This is a genomic window from Nonomuraea guangzhouensis, from assembly GCF_019396345.1.
GTDB classification, from domain to species: domain Bacteria; phylum Actinomycetota; class Actinomycetes; order Streptosporangiales; family Streptosporangiaceae; genus Nonomuraea; species Nonomuraea guangzhouensis.
This window is the reverse complement of record NZ_JAHKRM010000031.1, coordinates 52788-70575: the sequence shown is the minus strand read 5'-3', so window position 1 is coordinate 70575 and position 17788 is coordinate 52788. Positions and strand designations below refer to the sequence as shown.

33 protein-coding genes are annotated in these 17788 nt (G+C 67.7%); 32 read left to right on the top strand and 1 reads right to left on the bottom strand.

Annotated elements, in window-relative coordinates; translation table 11 throughout:
• Positions 1–80: 80 nt before the first annotated feature.
• From KME78_RS47705 to KME78_RS47605, 21 genes are all read left to right on the top strand, one after another.
• Positions 81–407 (top strand): DUF7701 domain-containing protein, encoded by a 327-nt coding sequence (locus KME78_RS47705; RefSeq protein WP_219536618.1) that lies wholly within the window; start codon positions 81–83, stop codon positions 405–407.
• Positions 407–691 (top strand): hypothetical protein, encoded by a 285-nt coding sequence (locus KME78_RS47700; protein ID WP_219536617.1) that lies wholly within the window; start codon positions 407–409, stop codon positions 689–691. Before KME78_RS47705 ends, KME78_RS47700 begins: the two co-directional genes overlap by 1 nt.
• Positions 691–1203: a hypothetical protein gene (locus KME78_RS47695; RefSeq protein ID WP_219536616.1), complete on the top strand. Its 513-nt coding sequence runs from the start codon at positions 691–693 to the stop codon at positions 1201–1203. The genes KME78_RS47700 and KME78_RS47695 overlap by 1 nt, the downstream gene beginning before the upstream one ends.
• On the top strand, positions 1196–1591 hold the full coding sequence (locus KME78_RS47690) for a hypothetical protein (protein ID WP_219536615.1): 396 nt from the start codon (positions 1196–1198) through the stop codon (positions 1589–1591). The genes KME78_RS47695 and KME78_RS47690 overlap by 8 nt, the downstream gene beginning before the upstream one ends.
• The gene (locus KME78_RS47685) at positions 1578–1952 is read left to right on the top strand and encodes a hypothetical protein (protein ID WP_219536614.1); all 375 of its coding nucleotides are present in this window, start codon (positions 1578–1580) and stop codon (positions 1950–1952) included. The genes KME78_RS47690 and KME78_RS47685 overlap by 14 nt, the downstream gene beginning before the upstream one ends.
• Positions 1949–2194, top strand: a complete 246-nt coding sequence (locus KME78_RS47680) for a DUF2283 domain-containing protein (protein WP_219536613.1) — start codon at positions 1949–1951, stop codon at positions 2192–2194. Before KME78_RS47685 ends, KME78_RS47680 begins: the two co-directional genes overlap by 4 nt.
• 111 nt (positions 2195–2305) lie before the next feature.
• Positions 2306–2533 carry a DUF6011 domain-containing protein gene (locus KME78_RS47675; RefSeq protein WP_219536612.1) on the top strand — a complete coding sequence of 76 codons (228 nt, stop codon included), beginning with the start codon at positions 2306–2308 and terminating at the stop codon, positions 2531–2533.
• A gap of 19 nt (positions 2534–2552) precedes the next feature.
• The gene (locus KME78_RS47670; RefSeq protein WP_219536611.1) at positions 2553–2798 is read left to right on the top strand and encodes a hypothetical protein; all 246 of its coding nucleotides are present in this window, start codon (positions 2553–2555) and stop codon (positions 2796–2798) included.
• 242 nt (positions 2799–3040) lie between these two features.
• The gene (locus tag KME78_RS47665; protein WP_219536610.1) at positions 3041–3685 is read left to right on the top strand and encodes a hypothetical protein; all 645 of its coding nucleotides are present in this window, start codon (positions 3041–3043) and stop codon (positions 3683–3685) included.
• Complete coding sequence (locus KME78_RS47660; protein ID WP_219536609.1) at positions 3682–3930, top strand: hypothetical protein; 249 nt, start codon at positions 3682–3684, stop codon at positions 3928–3930. Before KME78_RS47665 ends, KME78_RS47660 begins: the two co-directional genes overlap by 4 nt.
• Positions 3923–4429, top strand: coding sequence for a hypothetical protein (locus tag KME78_RS47655; protein WP_219536608.1), 507 nt, complete (start codon positions 3923–3925; stop codon positions 4427–4429). The genes KME78_RS47660 and KME78_RS47655 overlap by 8 nt, the downstream gene beginning before the upstream one ends.
• Positions 4422–4733 (top strand): hypothetical protein, encoded by a 312-nt coding sequence (locus KME78_RS47650; protein ID WP_219536607.1) that lies wholly within the window; start codon positions 4422–4424, stop codon positions 4731–4733. Before KME78_RS47655 ends, KME78_RS47650 begins: the two co-directional genes overlap by 8 nt.
• Entirely contained in the window at positions 4730–4921 is a 192-nt protein-coding gene (locus KME78_RS47645) for a hypothetical protein (protein ID WP_219536606.1), read from the top strand. The genes KME78_RS47650 and KME78_RS47645 overlap by 4 nt, the downstream gene beginning before the upstream one ends.
• Before the next feature lie 102 nt (positions 4922–5023).
• Positions 5024–5683, top strand: coding sequence for a hypothetical protein (locus tag KME78_RS47640; RefSeq protein ID WP_219536605.1), 660 nt, complete (start codon positions 5024–5026; stop codon positions 5681–5683).
• Positions 5680–5919, top strand: a complete 240-nt coding sequence (locus KME78_RS47635; RefSeq protein ID WP_219536604.1) for a hypothetical protein — start codon at positions 5680–5682, stop codon at positions 5917–5919. The genes KME78_RS47640 and KME78_RS47635 overlap by 4 nt, the downstream gene beginning before the upstream one ends.
• Positions 5916–6158 (top strand): hypothetical protein, encoded by a 243-nt coding sequence (locus KME78_RS47630; protein WP_219536603.1) that lies wholly within the window; start codon positions 5916–5918, stop codon positions 6156–6158. Before KME78_RS47635 ends, KME78_RS47630 begins: the two co-directional genes overlap by 4 nt.
• On the top strand, positions 6155–6439 hold the full coding sequence (locus KME78_RS47625; protein WP_219536602.1) for a hypothetical protein: 285 nt from the start codon (positions 6155–6157) through the stop codon (positions 6437–6439). Before KME78_RS47630 ends, KME78_RS47625 begins: the two co-directional genes overlap by 4 nt.
• Before the next feature lie 18 nt (positions 6440–6457).
• The gene (locus tag KME78_RS47620) at positions 6458–6778 is read left to right on the top strand and encodes a DUF6221 family protein (RefSeq protein WP_219536601.1); all 321 of its coding nucleotides are present in this window, start codon (positions 6458–6460) and stop codon (positions 6776–6778) included.
• Entirely contained in the window at positions 6775–7008 is a 234-nt protein-coding gene (locus KME78_RS47615; RefSeq protein ID WP_219536600.1) for a hypothetical protein, read from the top strand. The genes KME78_RS47620 and KME78_RS47615 overlap by 4 nt, the downstream gene beginning before the upstream one ends.
• A gap of 40 nt (positions 7009–7048) precedes the next feature.
• Positions 7049–7192, top strand: coding sequence for a hypothetical protein (locus KME78_RS47610; protein WP_219536599.1), 144 nt, complete (start codon positions 7049–7051; stop codon positions 7190–7192).
• Positions 7193–7289: 97 nt separating this feature from the next.
• Positions 7290–7547, top strand: a complete 258-nt coding sequence (locus KME78_RS47605; RefSeq protein WP_219536598.1) for a hypothetical protein — start codon at positions 7290–7292, stop codon at positions 7545–7547.
• Here KME78_RS47605 and KME78_RS47600 read toward each other — a convergent pair.
• Positions 7544–7885, bottom strand: coding sequence for a hypothetical protein (locus KME78_RS47600; protein ID WP_219536597.1), 342 nt, complete (start codon positions 7883–7885; stop codon positions 7544–7546). The genes KME78_RS47605 and KME78_RS47600 overlap by 4 nt on opposite strands.
• Positions 7886–7933: 48 nt before the next feature.
• Between KME78_RS47600 and KME78_RS47595 the strand changes: the two genes are divergently transcribed.
• From KME78_RS47595 to KME78_RS47545, 11 genes are all read left to right on the top strand, one after another.
• Positions 7934–8512 carry a hypothetical protein gene (locus KME78_RS47595; RefSeq protein WP_219536596.1) on the top strand — a complete coding sequence of 193 codons (579 nt, stop codon included), beginning with the start codon at positions 7934–7936 and terminating at the stop codon, positions 8510–8512.
• Between the two features lie 117 nt (positions 8513–8629).
• The gene (locus KME78_RS47590; protein ID WP_219536595.1) at positions 8630–9745 is read left to right on the top strand and encodes a hypothetical protein; all 1116 of its coding nucleotides are present in this window, start codon (positions 8630–8632) and stop codon (positions 9743–9745) included.
• A 14-nt stretch (positions 9746–9759) separates the two neighbouring features.
• Complete coding sequence (locus tag KME78_RS47585) at positions 9760–10050, top strand: hypothetical protein (protein WP_219536594.1); 291 nt, start codon at positions 9760–9762, stop codon at positions 10048–10050.
• A 33-nt stretch (positions 10051–10083) separates the two neighbouring features.
• Positions 10084–10737 (top strand): hypothetical protein, encoded by a 654-nt coding sequence (locus KME78_RS47580; protein ID WP_219536593.1) that lies wholly within the window; start codon positions 10084–10086, stop codon positions 10735–10737.
• A gap of 16 nt (positions 10738–10753) precedes the next feature.
• On the top strand, positions 10754–11440 hold the full coding sequence (locus KME78_RS47575) for a hypothetical protein (protein ID WP_219536592.1): 687 nt from the start codon (positions 10754–10756) through the stop codon (positions 11438–11440).
• A gap of 9 nt (positions 11441–11449) precedes the next feature.
• A complete protein-coding gene (locus KME78_RS47570) occupies positions 11450–11929 on the top strand; it encodes a hypothetical protein (protein ID WP_219536591.1) in 480 nt (159 codons plus the stop codon).
• A gap of 1265 nt (positions 11930–13194) precedes the next feature.
• Complete coding sequence (locus KME78_RS47565) at positions 13195–13515, top strand: hypothetical protein (protein ID WP_219536590.1); 321 nt, start codon at positions 13195–13197, stop codon at positions 13513–13515.
• Entirely contained in the window at positions 13512–15053 is a 1542-nt protein-coding gene (gene terL, locus KME78_RS47560) for a phage terminase large subunit (protein ID WP_219536589.1), read from the top strand. The genes KME78_RS47565 and terL overlap by 4 nt, the downstream gene beginning before the upstream one ends.
• 13 nt (positions 15054–15066) lie before the next feature.
• Positions 15067–15408: a hypothetical protein gene (locus KME78_RS47555; RefSeq protein ID WP_219536588.1), complete on the top strand. Its 342-nt coding sequence runs from the start codon at positions 15067–15069 to the stop codon at positions 15406–15408.
• An 85-nt stretch (positions 15409–15493) separates the two neighbouring features.
• Positions 15494–15715: a hypothetical protein gene (locus KME78_RS47550; protein ID WP_219536587.1), complete on the top strand. Its 222-nt coding sequence runs from the start codon at positions 15494–15496 to the stop codon at positions 15713–15715.
• Positions 15705–17780, top strand: coding sequence for a phage portal protein family protein (locus KME78_RS47545; RefSeq protein WP_219536586.1), 2076 nt, complete (start codon positions 15705–15707; stop codon positions 17778–17780). The genes KME78_RS47550 and KME78_RS47545 overlap by 11 nt, the downstream gene beginning before the upstream one ends.
• The last annotated feature ends 8 nt before the right edge of the window (positions 17781–17788 follow it).

Here is a 17788-nt window from a genome sequence, read left to right as displayed (position 1 = left end):
CTTCGACCTCGTCATGGCTGGGCTCGTCCACTGTGTCGCGCCCACAAGCAATGACCCCGCCCTATCCGAGAGGACCACTGGTGAGTTACGTGGATGACGTCCGAGACTCGCTCGCAGCCCGCCTCCCCGGCCTGGAGCCCTCCCTGCTCGACCTGTACACCCTGCTGGCCATGACGAAGGGCGTAAACGCCAGCATGGAGGACGTCCACGACGCCTGGGCAGTCTGGAGGTCACGCAGCAGCCCGGACCATAGGAGCATCGTCCCGTTCGACCAGCTCGATGTGGACGTGCAGGAACTGGACCGGAAGTACGCCGACGCCATTGTGGAGGTGAGCAGTGTCTACTGGCTGGCTCGCGCCAGAGCTGGCATCGACGCAGAGATCACCGAGGAGCTGGGCCGTGGCTGATGACCTCCGCCACCGCTACGCAGAAGGAATACACGGTGGCTGACCCGTACGTGTCCGTCCCTCATCATCTGCCGCTGGCTATGCAGGACATCGAGATCATGCGCTGCGCCACGTGCGGCGCGATCATCCCCGGCACGTGGAACCTTTCGCGGGAAGCCGCGCGGGCCGGGACTGACCACGTGCTCGACGAGCACCGTGAAGGCTTGGCGGCGGGTCGCCTCCAGCCGCCCCTGTTCGTGAACTGTGCCATCCAGGACCCGTTCTGGTGGGAGGAGCACGCGTGATGGCTGCTGAGATCGAGCACCACGAGAACGGCGACTACCGCTGGAACGTCATCACCACCAACAACCCGAGCCAGGGCATGCCCGAACGGGCTGCGCTCATCGATGCCGGAGACCTCGCGGACCTGATGGAGCGAGTCGAGAAGGCTCAGGTTGCCGCCGCCCGCGAGCGCAAAATCAACTACGAACTCCGACAGGAGATCACCCGCCTCCGGATCAACGCCGAGAAGGACGTCTGCTCCGGCTGCATGCAGCGCGAGGAGGCGCGGGACCGGGCGCTGGAGTCGGCCCGCCAAACCGGCGTCAAGTACGAGTCGGCCAAGCAGCGTTGGTACGAGGCGAAAGACCACGCTGAAGACCTGGAGCACGTGATCGCTCGCGTTGAGAACCTGAGAGATAAGTGGCTGGCATGGCCCGTGGGCGACATGCACCATGCTGCTGGGCTCATGCTGGCCAAGTACCTGTCTGATGAGCCTCCCGCTCTCGACGACACCGCGGGGACCGAGAATGGGTAGCCTGCGCCGCCCCGGTGGCCGCTGGCGTCTCCTCGTCCACGAGTGGATCGGCCGCCAGAGGGACAGCGGACTCCTGTACGGCACCTCACACCACGTCTCCAGCGCCCCAGGCAAGGACGGGGAGCACTCCAAGTACCACCACCTGCCGAACACCGAGTTCGATGAGCTGGTGGTCGGCTCATGGCTGCACGTGGAACAGATGGACGCCGGCGTGTGGTGGATGGACGTCGGCGGTGTCGTCTTGACCGTCCGAGTGGACAGAGACGGACGTCCGCAACAGGTGACCACCTACGGGCCGGGCGACTACGCCGCGGCCAGAGACAGTGTGGACTACGAACTCGTGTGGAGACGCGGCAACGAGGAGGATGGATCCCATGTCGACCCCTGACGGCGTGCTGGCCGCAATCGACTCCTGCCTGGACGACTACGTGGTGTCGGACGATGCGATGCGATGGGCGCCAGACCAGCCAGAGCCGACGCCTGCCCTATCGATCGCTCTCTCAGTGGACTTCTCGGCCTTCGCAGACGGCTTGGCAAGAGCAGCGCAGGCGTTCGCGGAGGGCTTCACCAAGGGACTCGCCCCGGTCTTGAGCGGGATGCAGGCGACCTTCCACAAGCGCGCCCACGTCGGCGACCGTAAGCACTTCCGCCGTTGCCCGACCTGCAATCCGCGAGGTTTCCCCAAGTCGTTGCCGATCAACGGGCACGAGTACAACCGCCGCCGCCGACGCAGGAGGAACCTACGATGACCCTGGAGCGCCATCCCGGAGAGTGGACCTTCAATCCGAAGGCCCAGGCCATGTACGTCACCCTCCGCGGCCCTATCCCACGCGGAGGTGTGGACGCCACGCTGCCCGTGGACGCTGTGGTCAACATCGACCTCGATAAGGACGGGCGGATGGTCGGCGTGGAAATCGTCACCAGGTGGTGGCCCGAGGAGCCCGAGACGTCAGCCGTACCCGAGGAGGAGACGACCGATGAGGCTGAGTGAGAGGCTCGCAAAGAGCTTCTGGGAGCTCTTCCACGCCCTCGACGGCATACAGGTGCGCTGGCGACCCTTCAAGGTCTGGCACGAACCTCCCCGTTGGGAGGACCGCGAGGCTTGGCGGCCGTGACCCTCCTCCTCGACCTCGACGTCCCGCCTCTGTCCCCGATGCTCTGCCTCGGCGGCTGCGGCAAGTTCCTGTGGGATCCGAAGTACCGCGAACTCGGCTACGGCAGGGACTGCGCGGAGAGACTAGGGATCATCGTCCCGACAGCGCCGCGCTTCTCCCGGCGTGACGGCGGGGACTGCGAAGGACAGACCAGCCTCATTGAGGATTGCGGATAAGGGATGCCAAAGTGGGTTAATGCACCACCCGCAAGGCCAGGACCAGTGGGTTAAATCCCTCCAACAGCACGCCGCCCACGCGAGCTTCCCCGACTGGCGGCCAGGCCCCGACGACTGGACCCACCTGCACACCTCGTTCACCCCAGACGGCGAGCCGGTGACCGAGGTGGCCGTCTACCGCCACCACGACCGCATCCACTACACCCGATACGCCGGCGACGAGCTCACACGCTTCTGGGAGCGTCTCATGGGCCAGATCGCGTGAGACGATTACTGCCGATTGCACCGTCCCGAAATACGCGACACTCTCACTAGACGCGAAAGCGGCCCTCCACCGCCATGGAGAGCCGCCCCCTACCTCGCCCGCCCCTGATGTCACAGATGGCTCCCCGCAAGCGTACGACCAATCGGGGAGGCAACAGGCATGACCGACAACCACGCCAAGTGCGACAGCGGCGAAACCTGTAGGGCATCGGCGTGACCGCCCGCTTGAGTACGGACGACCTGATGAGACAGGCCGGAGCCGTGCACTGCGAGACGCACACCCGCTGGGAGTGCTCGAAGAAGTCGAAGCGCCGTCCGGGGGAGCGCTGTCACGCCCTGGCTATCAGGGGCACGAACGCGTGTAAGACGCATGGCGGGCAGCGCCGCGAGGTGTTGAAGGCCAAGGGTGAGGCACTCTCCGCGTGGCGTGCCGTTCCGGGCCGTGTGGACGTGTCGCCGGCGGAGGCGGTGATGGCGATGCTCCAGGTCAGTTGGGCGAGGTTCCATCTGTACGCGTCGCTGCTGGAGCGCCAACTGGAGGACGCCGATCCGGGAACCCCGGGCGGTGTCGGTCAGGGGGAGGGGCTGGTCGGCCACACCCGTTCCGCGTCGCCGAGCGTCGGCGTGTACGAGTCAGGCGAAGCGATCCGCGGCCTGGCCCTCCTCGAAGCGCAGGAGCGTGACCGGTGCGTCCGCTTCGCGAAGACGGCGCACGACATGGGGATCGCCGACCGTGAGATCCGACTGGCGGAGGCCCAGGGTGCCCTACTCGCCGGGGCGATCTCGCGGATCCTCGACGCGCTAGAGCTCTCTCCGGGGCAGCGCGCGTTGGTGCCGACCGTCGTACCGCGGGAGCTGCTCGCGATAGCGGGGGAGGCGGCGAGATGATCCGCCGTGCGTGGCGTGTCCTTGTCGACCCGCCCGGAAGCGACGACGCGTGGATACTCCGCAGTCTGGCTATCCCGACCGCTGTCCTGTTCGCCGCCGTGTCGCTGATGCCGTTCTGGGAGGGTCCGCGTCTGGCGGTGCCGATGGATGCGGTGTGGCTGTACGCGGTCTTGTACGCGGTGCGGCAGCGCGATGAAGCTCGCGCCCAGGTCCGCGCCGCACGAGAGGAGACCAACCGTGGCTGAGATCGAAGTCGAGGCTTTGAACGGGGAACTCGCGCGGCTCCGCCACGAGGTGGCCCAACTGCGCGCCGGCGAATCCGAGCAACCCGCCCCGGAGGGTGTCTTGCCCACCCCGGCCGAGTGGATTCACCGCTGGAACCGGGCCACCGCAGCCGAACGCCTCAAGCGAGTCGAGCGGATCATCGACGACAGCGAGATGGCGAACCGCTGCTGGCTGGGGGATCACATCGCCACACTCGACGACCTACGGCGGGCGGGCGCTCGGGTTCGGGACCTGCACCCACGTCCGGAGGAGTTGGCCGCGACGCACGCCGAGTCGGGGCTGTTGTGTCCGGAGTGCATCTGCCCGGCCCCGTGCCCAACTAGACGGGCTCTCGACGGCGACCAGGACAAGTCTGAGAGCACGGTTCAGGCGTTGCGACGGGTGGCGCGTTTCGAGGCTGACCGTCACGGCCGGTGGCCGCTCACCTTCCACAGCGGGGCGGAGGGCGAGCGTGGCTGACGTCATCGTCTTGCTTGCCGGTGGAGTACTGATTTCAGTCGTCTCGTTCGGCTGCGGCTGGTGGCTACGCAGCCGCCGCGCCGCGAACGCGGACGCGGGTCTGGAGACCAAAGACAGCGGCGAGTGGCAGGTCCTGGAGATCATCTACCGGGACGAGGATCGCACCAAGGAGTGGTACCGGCACCTGAACTACACCCGGTACAGCAGCTACGAGGAAGCCAGGCGGAAGGCCAAGCGGTGCGAGGACGAGGACACCTTGAAGAACGTGTTCAACCGGGAGTACGTGGCGGTGAAGGCGCCATGAACCTGCGCCGCCTGTTCCACCGCCACCGATGGACCGCCAAGTCTGTTGCCCACGGCGAGTACGCCATCGTGCCCGGCCTGGCCACCATCGTCCTCAGCGTCTGTGAATGCGGCGAGCACCGCACCGAGACCATCAACGGGCACTGGCCCGCCAACCTGTTTCTGCCGCCCGCCAACCAGGGGGACTGACCGATGCCGATCCATCCGCATGCTTGTCCAGGCCGGTGCAACAACGCGGCGCGTGACGACTGGGAAGGCTACGACCAGGCTAACGACCGGCATGCCGCAGACATGGAAGCGTGGCTGGCGCTGCCTGGCGATGACCGGCCTGAACGACCTGCCGCTCCCGTGCAGCCGGAGACGCCGGTCACGATCGGGGACCCGGTCTGGTGTTCGCGGTGCGCCCGCATGATCGAGGGCGCGCTGCGCCGGCTCGATGACGATGCCGCGGTGGTGGCCGCGAACGTGGACGGCTACCGGGGTGCTGCCATCGCGGGCCCGAACGGGCAGCGTGCCCGCGACCACAAGGCGATCGTCGAGACGTTGGACGACTTGTTCGGGACGCTCGTGGAGACGGAAGACCAGTGGAGGGCCGCTCGCGGCTACCCTCCACGTACTCAGCGGGGGAGGGGCGCGCACGCCCGCATGGTGTCCGCCGCCTGGCTGTGCGGCCAGATCGGCGACATCCTCCTGCATCCGGGGTCGGTGACGTTCGGCCTGGCCGTGCTCAAGTGGCAGCGCACACTGAGGGCGATGGGGAAGACCGAACCGGCGAACGCCCGCTCGCCGATCTGCTGCCCCCGCTGCTCCGACCGGCAGGTGCGCAGGAAGGACGACGGCTACTACGAGTGCGAGTCCTGCGGTCGGCTGTTGACTCAGCGGGAGCACGACGACGAGTACGCCCGGCAGGCGGACGAGCACGACCACGAGCAGCAGGAGGCGCACGCATGACCGACCTTGTGGACTTGTTCGACCAGGTCAACGGGCAGCTTTCACAGCGAGGAGGGTCGATTGTGGAGCAGGAGACGGCGGTGATCGCCGCCTTTCCGGGGTTCAAAGCGGCGCTGCGCATCGAGGACGAGGCCGGGAAACCGCTGGCGGTGATGACGGTGGCGGGGAACGCGGCGATCGTGGCGGAGGCGGTGAAGTGGACGGCCGACGCGTTCAAAGAGGATCAAGAGCGGTGACCGCCGACCATCCCAACTGGGCGTCAGAGTTCAACGAGGGCCTCGCCCGCCTCTACGGCACGATGCGGCACGCCAACGGCATCCTCGTCGGGCAGGCCGCGCTCGGGTGGGCGTACCGGGGCGACCTGGAGCGGGCGGGTGACTCGCTTGCGAAGATGGATCCTGACCAGTTGAGGGAACTGTCGGCCGCCGCCGCGCTTCTCGCGAGCCTTGCCGATGAGGAGTTGAGCACCAGATGAACGACGCCCAGCGGATCGACCACCGCGTCCGCGACGAGATCCACGACTGCATCCGGCCCACCTGCGACAAGCGGGCCAAGACCGCGTTCATCGCCCGTGAGCACGGCCGTTTCGCGGGCCGAGACATGAAGCCGGGCGACTGGATCGACCTGTGCGCGGACGACGCCGCCGACGTCTACCGCGCACAGCACCAGACGCGCGACCAACTTCCCGACTGGCTGCGCGTGGACGCGAAGCCGGACCCGTACGACACGCTGTTCGACCTGAGCGAAGGGCCGTGACCACGATGGAGGTTGGGCGTGGATGACCTGATCGCGTTCCTACGCGCACAGTTCGACGAGGACGAGCAGACATCTCAGTACGCCGGTGTCGACTGCTGGCATGAATGCGGGGATGCTGATCTGGCGCATCATGACCGGTTCGACTCGGCCCGCGTGCTCCGTGCAGTCGAGACTGGCCGAAGACTGGTGGACGAGTACGCCGACGCGCTACGTGTCCAAGGCGGCTTTCGAGAGACTGGCTACGAGGAAGGCCGCAGGGAGGCCCTTGAGCTGGCATGCCGCCTACGCGCCCAGGAGTACGCCGACCACGACGACTACCAAGAGAGATGGAAGCCGTGACCGACTTCCCGAGCTGGGCCAGCGTGCTGGGCAAGAGCGCGGCGTTCGTCGCCTTGATGGTCGCCAGCCAGGCGGTCGGCGTCTACCTGCTGACGGGCGCATGGGGTGGGACGCCGAACGATCCGCTGTGGGTGGGGCCGGTCAGCGCCGCGCTCGCGATGTTCAACACGATCGGGACGGTGGTGATCGCGCTCCTGCTGGCCGACTCGTGGAAGACCCAGCAACCGTGACCGATGTGACACTCCCGTGACTTCTGGGATGATGAGTGTCATGTGTGACGTTGAGACGCTGCCCTGCGACGTGCACCCCGTCGCCGACGGCGTGCTCGTCGTCCCCCACCTGTTGCCGATCCATATCCCCAGGTCGGCGATGCTGCTGACGGTCGCCGAGTGGGTCGGTGTGACGCCGAGTTGAAGAACTCTGTCCCTCTGTGTAACACTTCCTGCGGACAGAACACGAATGCCCTCACGCCACATGCGCGCGAGGGCATCACGCGTTTCAGGGGGTGAGCGTGGACCCCGACCCTGATCCGATCACGGCGAAAGCCGCCGCCGCCCAGCTCGGCAGAAGCCCCATCACCATCCGGCAGTGGGCCCGCCGCTACCAGGCCCGCCAGCTCGGCACCGTGGACCGGGTCGTCTTCTACGACTACCGCGACCTCGCCACCATTGATGGCTGCATCGCCCGTGGCGACGACATCCCCGCCACGCCAGAACTGCGCGACCAACTACGGGCCGACCTGCGCGCCCGCTTCCAGGACGCCGCCTAGCCGACTTTGTACCGGTCGATCCGCTCCAGATAGTCGTCGTCGACGGCCTTGATGTACCAGCAGTTGCCCGGCGGCTCCTGATGCAGCAGCACCCGCTCGTAATCGGGCAGCCCCGAGAATGAGCCGTCCAGGTCGACGAGATAAGCGTGCGCCTCGAAGCGCATCTTCAACCGGCGGCCCTGCTCATCCACGGTGCCGGCCTCGACTCTGGGCGCCACGTAGCGGGCGTGGACGCGGATCACTTCCCACCGGTCGATGGGGTCGCCGTGCGGCATCACCCAACCGCCCGCGCCGCAGTCGTGCGGCCAGTTGTGCAGGTCCACCCTAGTCGGCTCCATCAGGCCATTCTCGTACACCCGTTCGATCGACTGCCAGGAGTGTGCCCCATGCCCGCCGTCGAGCTCGCACGCGCCACCACTCACTGGCTGATCGACAAGTTCGACGCCGACCAGACCACCTGGGTACAGCGCCGCGCCTGCCTCGCTGCCCCGTCCGCGGCCGATTTCGCTCGACTCGGCGTCCTGCCCTACGAGACGACCGAAGTCCACGGAAACCTTGTCACCACCGCCGGACTCACCCGCCTCACCTCGCTTCTGACCGCCGGCGGCGGGCAGGCCATCACCAACACCAGCGCCCGGATCGGCGTCGGGAACGCCACCAGCCCCGCCGCAGCAGTCGGCGACACCAACCTGTCGGCCTCCGCCGGCTCCGCCAACCGCTGGTTCCAAATTATGGACGCCACCTATCCGCAGGTCAGCGCCGGAGTGCTCACGCTGAAGGCGACCCTCGGCACCGCCGACGGAAACTTCGCTTGGAACGAATTCGGGATCGACATCGGTACGCCCACCGTCACCAGTAGCGCCACCGTCAACGCCACCTTGTTCAACCACAAGACGTCGATCGCTCAGGGCACGAAGGTGGCCGGCCAAACCTGGGCGGCTACAGCAACCTGCACATTCTCCTAAATGATCATGGACGCTGCCTGCGCCCGGAGGTAGCCAATGCCATCCGTACGCGGCACATCCCAAGCGAGCCAAGGCGGCGCCGGCGCATCGTTTTCGTGCACCAAACCCTCAGGCACGGTGTCCGGCGACCTGCTGCTCGCCTGGCACTCCGCAGACATCGGCGCCCTCACGAGCATGTCCGTCTCCGCGGCCGGCACCGCATGGAGCACGCTGACCACCGCTGGCGTGGACGGGACGAACCCCGGGAAGCTGTACTGGAAGGTAGCGGGCGGCAGCGAGCCGTCGTCCTACACCTTCAACCAGGACTCCGGTGCTGACGCCGCCGCGACGATGATCGCCATCCAGGACGGTAGTTCGAACACGCCGGTCTTCGCCACTGGCACGGGCGGCTCGGGAACCACAATCCAAACCCCGTCCACCACCCCCGCCGGAACGACTGATCTCGACGTCAGGTTCGTTTCCGCGTCAGGCGCTCTCGGCACATCTGAGTCGCTCACAGCCCCCGGCACCTACACCGAGTTCGCCGACATCGGCTCCCGCCAGTTCGTCTACGTGTCCGCCGCGTACAAGGTCCTCTCCTCCGGTTCCGCGACAGGTACGCAGAACTTCACGATCACGACGTCGCCGACAACCCGCCGCGGCGTCACGGTGACTGTCACGTCCGGGTCGACTACGAAAGACCTGACCGAGGCCGGCTCGGCTGCAGACGATGTCACCGTCACAGCAGACGCCACCCTGGTCGAAACCGGATCCCTATCCGACGCCCTTCAGGCCTCGGCGGACACCAGTCTCACCGAGACTGTCACCGCCGTAGATGATCTGACCGTCCAAGCGTCCGCCGTTCTCACCGACACCGTCGTCGGCGCCGACGATGTGGGCGGCGGCGTCCCGATCGACCTCGTCGAGACCGCGACCGGGACCGACGATCTGACCACGCTGGTAACACCGCTCCTGGACGATCCGGTCGCGGGCGTTGACGCGCTGGCCGTTGCCGCGACGGCCGGACTGGACGACAACGTGTCGGCAGCCGACGCGTTGGCGGCGTCAGAGATCGTCCCGAAGCCGCTGAGCGAGAGCGTGTCGGCCGTCGACGTGCTGGCCGTCCTCGTGCTGCAGGACATCACCGTTATCCCTGGCACACCCCGACGCGGATGGGCAGCGCGCGAGCTGCAGCGTTTCTGGTCGGCGGGTGACCTCGCACGTGGCTGGTCCGCACGTCCACCCACCACCTGACCTGAGGGGTGCGGATGACGGCATTGAAGATCCCCAGCCTGTCGGTCGAGTACGTCAAGGTGCCGGTTGACGGACCGTCCAACCTCACCTCGCTCACGGTGCAGATGGCGATCGTCCCGGCTGGCCAGGACCCCACCGGCGGCGACTGGCAGTCCGCGCAGTGGATCGGCACAGACGCCGCTGTCCTCATCGGGCCGGCCACCGCGCTCGTCCTGACGAAGGGGCTCACCTACGGGATCTGGGTGAAGATCACCGCCGCTCCCGAGATCCCCGTCCTCGGACCGTACGACCTGCACATCACCTGAGCCCGCGACAGATGACCGCCTCGGAGGTGGCCCATGCCGTTCAATGACCTCGGCAAGAACAAGGCGCTGGACGGCTTGGACGAGTCCGTCTCGGGCGCGATAACGCACATCGGGGTTGGCAACTTGACGGATCCCGGAACGGGCGCCAACTATGGGGGCACCGAGGCCACGGGCGGTTCTCCTGCCTACGCCCGGCAGGCGGTCACGTGGGGGGCTGCGGCCAGCGGCCAGAAGGCGAACAGCGGTGCGCTCACTTTCGACGTGCCGGCCGGGACGTATGGGTTCCTGTTGTTCTTCAACCACGTGTCGACGAACTCGAACAACTTCCTCGGCTACGCGCCCATCAACGGCACTGTGAAGGGCTTCTTCTCCGTCGACACCACGTTGACGAATGATGCTTTGTTCTCCGTCGCGCACGGTCTGGCCGATGGCGACCGGCTCCAGCTGTTCAACGTCTTCGCTGAGTCGCTGCCGACCGGGCTGACGGAGGGCACCGTGTACTTCGTGGTTAGCTCGACCACGAACAGCTTCAAGGTGTCGCTCACCTCCGGCGGCGCTGCGGTGGACATCACCGCCGTGGCTGGCGGCGAAGGGTTCTTCCAGAAGGTCATCCCCGAGACGTTCGCGAGCCAGGGCCAAATCACGGTGGCGATCGGCGCTCTCGTGCTGGACGCCACCGGCATCTAGCCGCGGGGGCGGCGCGATGGCTATCTTCGTCCGGTCCTCGTCGACCGCTAGCACCGGCAACCCCACCGTGGTGACCAAGCCGGCCGGAACCACAGCCGGGGATTTGCTGGTGGCCGCACACTTCACCGACGTCTTCGGAAACACGGCCGGGATGACCGGCGCGTCCGGTTTCACGCAGGCGGGCACTACCTACAGCGGGTCCGGCTCCTGCTTCGGCAAGGTGTGGCAGAGGGCGGCCGACGGTTCCGAGGGGTCGTCGTTCTCGTTCGGCAACCCGGACACCACCGTCGTGGTCATGCTGGCCATCGGCGGCCACGACACGTCCACGCCGATCAACGTGCTGCCGACGTGGAGTCAAGGCGGGCCCAATCAGACCTCGCACATCGCCCCGTCTGTCACTCCTTCGGTCGCCGACGGGCTGCTCGTCTGCGGCTTCGCCGCAACAGGAGCGTCAGCCTCGTACACGCCGCCCGGCGGGATGACGGAGCAGGGCGACGCGTTCGCAGGTTTTGCATTCGCCAGCCTCGCCACCGAGATCCTTGTCGGCGGTTCGGGTGCGGCGACCGGCACTCGGACGGCTACCTGCTCGATCGGCGGAGCGAACGACTACACCACGCTGTCGCTCGTGATCGCCCCGGCCGCCGCCACCGCAGCCTCCCTACCGTTGCGCCGTTCCCGTCTCGGTGCTCTCGTCCAGATGTAGGAGGCGTTCATGGCAGCCCAACGCGGCGTCTATACGGTGACCTTCCAGGCGGCGACCATCGCCGCCGCGTCCGGCGACTACGACTTCTTCGAGCTTGACGCTGCGGCGGGCAAGCCGATCGAAATCGTCGCCCTCAAGCTGGGCAACAAGAGCGAGATCGGGGACGCGGCCGAGGAGATGGTCGAGTACGCGATCGTCCGCGGCAACACCACCACAGGCAACGGCACCTCCACCACACCGCGCCCTCTGGACGCGAGCGACGGCGCGGCGAGTTTCACGGCCAAAACCGTCAGCTCAACCCCGGCAAGCGCGGGCACGGCACTCACGCTGGTTGCCGACACGTTCAACATCCGCGCTGGTCTGCCTGAGGTGTATCCCGAGATCATGCGGCCGAAGACGGCAGAAGCGGACCTGCTGTGCGTGCGCCTGATCACTGCTCTCGCGGATGACGCCACCATGAGCGGCACCGTCTGGGTGCGCGAACTGTAGGAGGCTCGCGTGCCCCTGTTCGCGCCGGATCCGACCTTTGAGCTTCGGCGCCGTAGACCTCTACCGCCGAGCAAGGCGGGCACGCCGACCTCCTCGGTAGTCGGTACGGCTGCCGCCGCCCTCGCGGGCCAGACCGTAGCCCGCAAGGTCGCGGTCGTCACGGCGACCGCAAGCCTCCTCTCGACCGGGTCGGCCTCGGCACGAAAGGTGTCCACTGCATCCGGTTCAGCAGCTACGGCGGCAAGCTCGACAGCCACCGCGCGCAAGAGCGGTCTCGTAGCAGGGCAGGCCGCTGCGGTGGCCGGCTCGACCGCGACCGCTCGTAAACGAGCCCCTCTGCTCGGCGCATCTGCCTTGACAGCCGCGGCGACCGCAACCGGACGCAAGACGGCTGCCTCGATCGCCGCTGGGAATCTCGCCCTTGCCGGACGGTCGGGGGCAGTCAAGACAGCAGTGTCAGCCGCCCGCAACGCGCTCGCCCTGGCCTCTACGGTTGCCGCGAGTCACGTCGGTGTAGCCGCCGGCCGGGCACCGCTCACCGTAGCCAGCCGAGTTTCCGCCGTGAAGACGGCATCCGGGCAGGCTCGTGCACCGCTCGCCCTGCTTTCGACGGCCACGCTCGGCAACATCGTTGCGGTCACCGCGTACTCGCGGCTCGCGGCAGCGGCCCGCACTTCGGCCGCGAAGACCGCTCGCGCGGCATCGGTCGGGGGACTCGGGGCCACCTCGGTCGCCACCACCGCGAAGCGGGCCCCAGTGTCCGGTCTGCCGTCTCTCCTGCTGTGGTCGAGGCGGTCGCAGGCCATCATCCGGGCGGTTACTGCTGGTTCCGGACTGGTGCTCGCCGGTTCAAGCTCCGCCACGAAGGCGTCACAGGCTTCAGGAGCGGCGCGGGCGGTCATTGCAGGGACGGGCACAGCACGGCGTACGGCAGGCGCGCAATGCTCCTGCACGACTGCCCTGACCGGTCGCGCGGCTACCGTCCACCGGGCCGCCGCCACGGGCAGCGGCCTGGCAGCCCTCGCCTCGCACACACAGGCCGCCCGCATCACCACCGTGACCGGGCAGTCTCGCCTGGCGTTGGCCGCAGTCTTCACCATTAGCCGCGTCGCGTCCGTGGCTGGCCGCTCGACGTTTGTCCTGTCTGCCGCCATGAGCCTGTCTGACGTCGAAGCGCTCGACTTGGACGTCGGTCCTCCCCGGCTCGCCTGGCCAGGCACTCCAGTCCGTGTCAGTCGGACAGAGTCGGGCCCACCAAGCCTCGGATGGACGACTGGACCGCCGCACACGGGGAGGTCCTGATGGCGTACCTGCCGGCTTCCTCCAAAGAGGACGTGTTCGTGCGATGGGGTGCCGACGCGATCGGCCAGCCCGTCGAGATCGCCATCGTGCCGGTATCCAACGGAGAACCGGGGGACGCGGACTACATCGCGGCCACCTGGGCGGGTGACGAAGCGACCATCCTAATCGGTGCGGGAACAGCGGTTGTCCTGACCCCGGGCGAGTACGTGGTGTGGTCCCGCGTGACAGTGGCCGGGCGCCGGCCGGTACGCCGGTCCGGGCTGCTCACCGTCGGCACCCCATGACGGTCGTCGCGCTGTCGCCATGGGAGATCGCAGCCCAGCATTTCCTGCCACGACCGCGCCGCTGGGCCACGCCGGGCGACCTGGCAACCGCACTCGACCCGACCACCGTCCAGACTCCGGCCCTGGACGTCATCGATCGGGAGCTCGTCGCTCTGGCTGACGGCGACAGCGACCGGCTCATGGTCTTCATGCCCCCTCAGGAGGGGAAAAGCAGCCGTATCTCACATCGATTCGCCGAGTGGCTGCTCGTCAACGACCCCGGCCTGCGGATCGCCATCGTCTCCTACGCCGACGAGATCGCCCGCCGCTGGGGCGCCGACATCAAGCTCGACGCTCAGACGTTCAACGGCGACGACGACACCATCGACCTCGGCATCCGGCTCCGCGCCGACTCCCGGGCCGCTGGCCGCTGGCAGATCAACGGCCACAAGGGCGGCGTCTACTGTGTCGGCGTCGGCGGAGCTCTCGCAGGCAAGCCAGTCGACGTTCTCCTCTGGGACGACCCGCTAAAAGATCTGGAACAGGCGCAGTCCGCCGCCTACCGCGAACGCGCATGGCGGTTCTGGCAGGCCGTCGCAGTTCCCCGCCTCGGCCCGGGATCGCGGGTAGTGCTGGTCACCACCCGCTGGCACGAAGACGACCCCGCCGGACGACTGCTGAAGCAGGACCGCGGCCGGTGGCGCGTCGTCAACATCCCCGCCGTAGCGGAAGCCGCAGACGATCCACTGGGCCGCCGAATCGGCGAACCGATGATATCGGCCCGGGGCGAGCGTGACTGGGCTCAGATCCGGCAGGACGTCGGCGAATACGTGTGGGCCGCCCTCTACCAGCAGCGGCCTCGCCCCGCCGCGGGCATGCTGTTCAAGAGGGCCGGGCTGCGGCACTGGGCGAAGAGTATCGACCAGCGACTGCTGCTCGATGGCCGGACTGTGGATCTGCGGGACTGCTGGAAGTTCCTCACCGTCGACCTGGCCGCCAGCACGAAGACCAGCGCGGACTATACCGCCGCGGCGGTGTGGGCGATTGGTGTGGACGGCGACCTCATCATGCTGGACGGGCTGCGAGAACGCATGGACCCGGCCGGCCACTGGCCCGCAGTACGTGCGTTGCGAGAACGCTGGTCGGCGGACGTGGTGTTCGTTGAGTCGCGCATGTTCGGCACGACGCTCGTGTACGAGGCGGGTCGTGCAGGCGTGCCGGTGCAAGAGCTTCACGCCGATACCGACAAGGTGACCCGAGCGCTCCCAGCTACAGCACGGGCCGATTCGGCGCGGCTGTGGTTCCCGCCCGAAGACCGGTTCCCGGACTGGGGCGACTGGCGGGACGAACTGCTGGCCTTCCCCAACGGGACACATGACGACTGCGTTGACGTCGTCGCCTACGCGGCACGGGTGGCAGGCGCTCACTGGCTGCCGATGGAGTCCTCCGAGCAGGTAGACGCCCGCCGAGCATCCCGCGATGACGGCGCGATCGAGCAGGCATACGCGGCAGCCACTGGCGGCGGTTCGGGCCTCGACTTGATGTCGATCAACTACTGAAACGGGGACGGACATGGCGGTGCAACGGGTCACGTTGACCGTGGGCGACACGGCGTACGACGTTGGCACTGTGGAGGCGCTCGGCACTGACGATGAGCGGTGGGCGGAGCTGGAACGCTTCCTGCGCGCGGTGGCCGACACGCTGAAGGACGGCTACACCCTCCGTCGCAAGGCTCCGGCAACTGGTGAGCCCGCTGAGATCGCCGATCTGCCCGTCGAGGTGCGTCGGCTCGTGCACGCCGTCGACCGCCTCCGGGCCGACTGGGCCGAAGCCGACGAAGACCACCGCCACAACCTGTGGACGAACGTGCACGCGGCCAACGAGCGGGTGTGGAACCGCGTAAAACCGAGCTGATCACAGTCTGATCATTCGATTCCCGGCTTGGGGGATTCCGACCCCGCCGCACCTACACCTACAACCGAAGAGCGGGGTGAGCGTCATGGCCAAGCCCACCCTGCCCGTCATTCTCGCCGTCGGTACCACCGTGGGAGAGATCGGGACGGTCGAACTGCCACTTGCCCCCCGATCGATCGGGCGCGACGCCGCAGGTCGATGGAACGTCGCCGTCGAGGTCGACCACGTCGAACTCCGCCGCCGGATCGCTGACCTCCTGCGCGGCGTCGCTGACGAGTTGGAGAAGGTGCCGGTCGATGGCGATTAGCGCCCCCACTAGGGACATCGGCTACCTGGATCAGGTGTACGGGTTGTGGCTCGGCGACATGCTGGAGCAGATCCCTGACCTGATCTGGCCGCAGTCCGTCCAGACGTACGCCAGGATGCGGCACGACCCGCAGCTCACTGCCGTCCTCGCCGCCTACTCGCTGCCTATCAGGCGTGCGACGTGGGCGATAGACCCGGCGGGATGCCGCGAAGAGGTCGTCCAACTCGTCGCTGACGACCTCGGACTGCCGATCCTCGGATCGGACGCCGAGCCCGGCCCAGCGCGACGGCGCGGCGTGCGCTGGGCCGACCACCTCCGCCTCGCCTTGCAGTCACTCACGTTCGGCTTCATGCCGTTCGAGCGCCGCTACGAGATCCGCGACGGTCGCGCCCGGCTGGTGAATCTCGGCGAGCGGCTGCCGCACACCATCGGCGCCATCAACCTCAACCGCGACGGCACCATCGCCAGCGTTCAGCAGGACGTGGCCCCGGCTTCGAAGCCGATCCCCGCCGATCGCCTGGCGTGGTACGTACACGAGCGTGAGGGCGCCAACTGGGCCGGACGCTCCATCCTGAGAGCGAGCTATGGGCCGTGGCTGCTCAAGCATGAGACGTGGAGGGTCAACGCCACGTCGATCAGGCGTTTCGGTATGGGTGTCCCCAACGTCGAAGCGCCGGCCAGCTCAACCCCGGCTCAGGTGGCGGAGGCGCAGCGCCTCGCGTCGGCGATGCGGGTGGGCGATCAGTCGGGTGTCGGTCTACCCGCCGGGTTCAAGCTGAACATCACCGGCATGACCGGGTCGGCGCCGGACGCGATGGCGTTCATCCACTACCTCGACCAGCAGATGAGCAGGTCAGCCCTGGCCGGGCTCATGGACTTGGGCGACACCAGCAACGGATCTCGTGCCCTCGGTCAGTCGTTCCTCGACCTGTTCCTGCTGTCGCTCCAGGCCGTGGCCGACGAGATCGCCGACACCGCCACCTCCGGCCAGCCGGGGCTCAGCGGCATCGTCACCCAGCTGGTTGATTACAACTGGGGCGAGGACGAACCCGCACCGAAGATCGTCGTTCAGGATGTCGGCTCCCGCCAGGAAGTGACGGCGGAAGCGCTCGACCAGCTCATCCGCTCGGGCGCCATCAGCCCGGACCCGGAGCTTGAGGCGTACGTCCGCAAGATGTGGCGGCTCCCTGAACGCTCCCAGACGGCGCTTCCGACCCCTCCCGTCCCGGAGGCCGACCCGCAGCCGGTAGCCGCTCAGGCGCGCAAGCGGCGCCGTACAGCCCGAGCACGGCAGGCGCGCGCCGCAGCCACCGAGGAGGGCGTCCGACGGCAGCTCACGCTCGCCGAGAACGACTCCGGCATGGACCCGGCCGCCATCCACCAAACCTGGCAGGACGCACTCGACAAGCTGCTCGACGACTGGCAGGACATCTCCACCGACTGGCGAGACGACCTCGCCAACCAGATCGAGCAAGCCATCAAAGACGACGACCTTCAAGCCCTCGCTGAGATGAGCCTCGACAGTGCCGCCGCGGCGGCGCTCCTCACCACGGCCATGGTGGCGCTCGCCGGGACGGCAGCCGACCAGATGGCGGCCGAGGCCGACTCCCAGGGCGTCAACGTGGATCCACCGCCTGTCGACGAGGAAGCACTGGGCGCGGTCGCCGCAGTCATCGCCGCCCTGCTGGCCGCCTGGCTGGCCGGTGCGGCAGCTCGGGAAGCGCTCCGCTTGGCCGTGCCGGGTGCGGCAGCTGCAGCAGTAGCCGCCGCGGTCGTGCTGTTCCTGCTCAGCCTGTCGGACCGGTTCCTGCGTGACCAGCTCGGCGCCGCGCTATCGCAGGCGCAAGCCTCCGGTCGGTTCGCCGTGCTGCGGGAAGCGCCGGTCGCCGAATACATCGCCACCGAGGTTCTCGACCCTTCGACCTGCCCACCGTGCTCGGACATCGACGGGACCGTCTTCGACGACGTCGACGCCGCACAGGCCGCCTACGGCAACGGCGGCTACATCCACTGCCAGGGCGGCATCCGCTGCCGAGGCACAGTGATCGCGATCTGGAACGGCTAGGAGAGCAC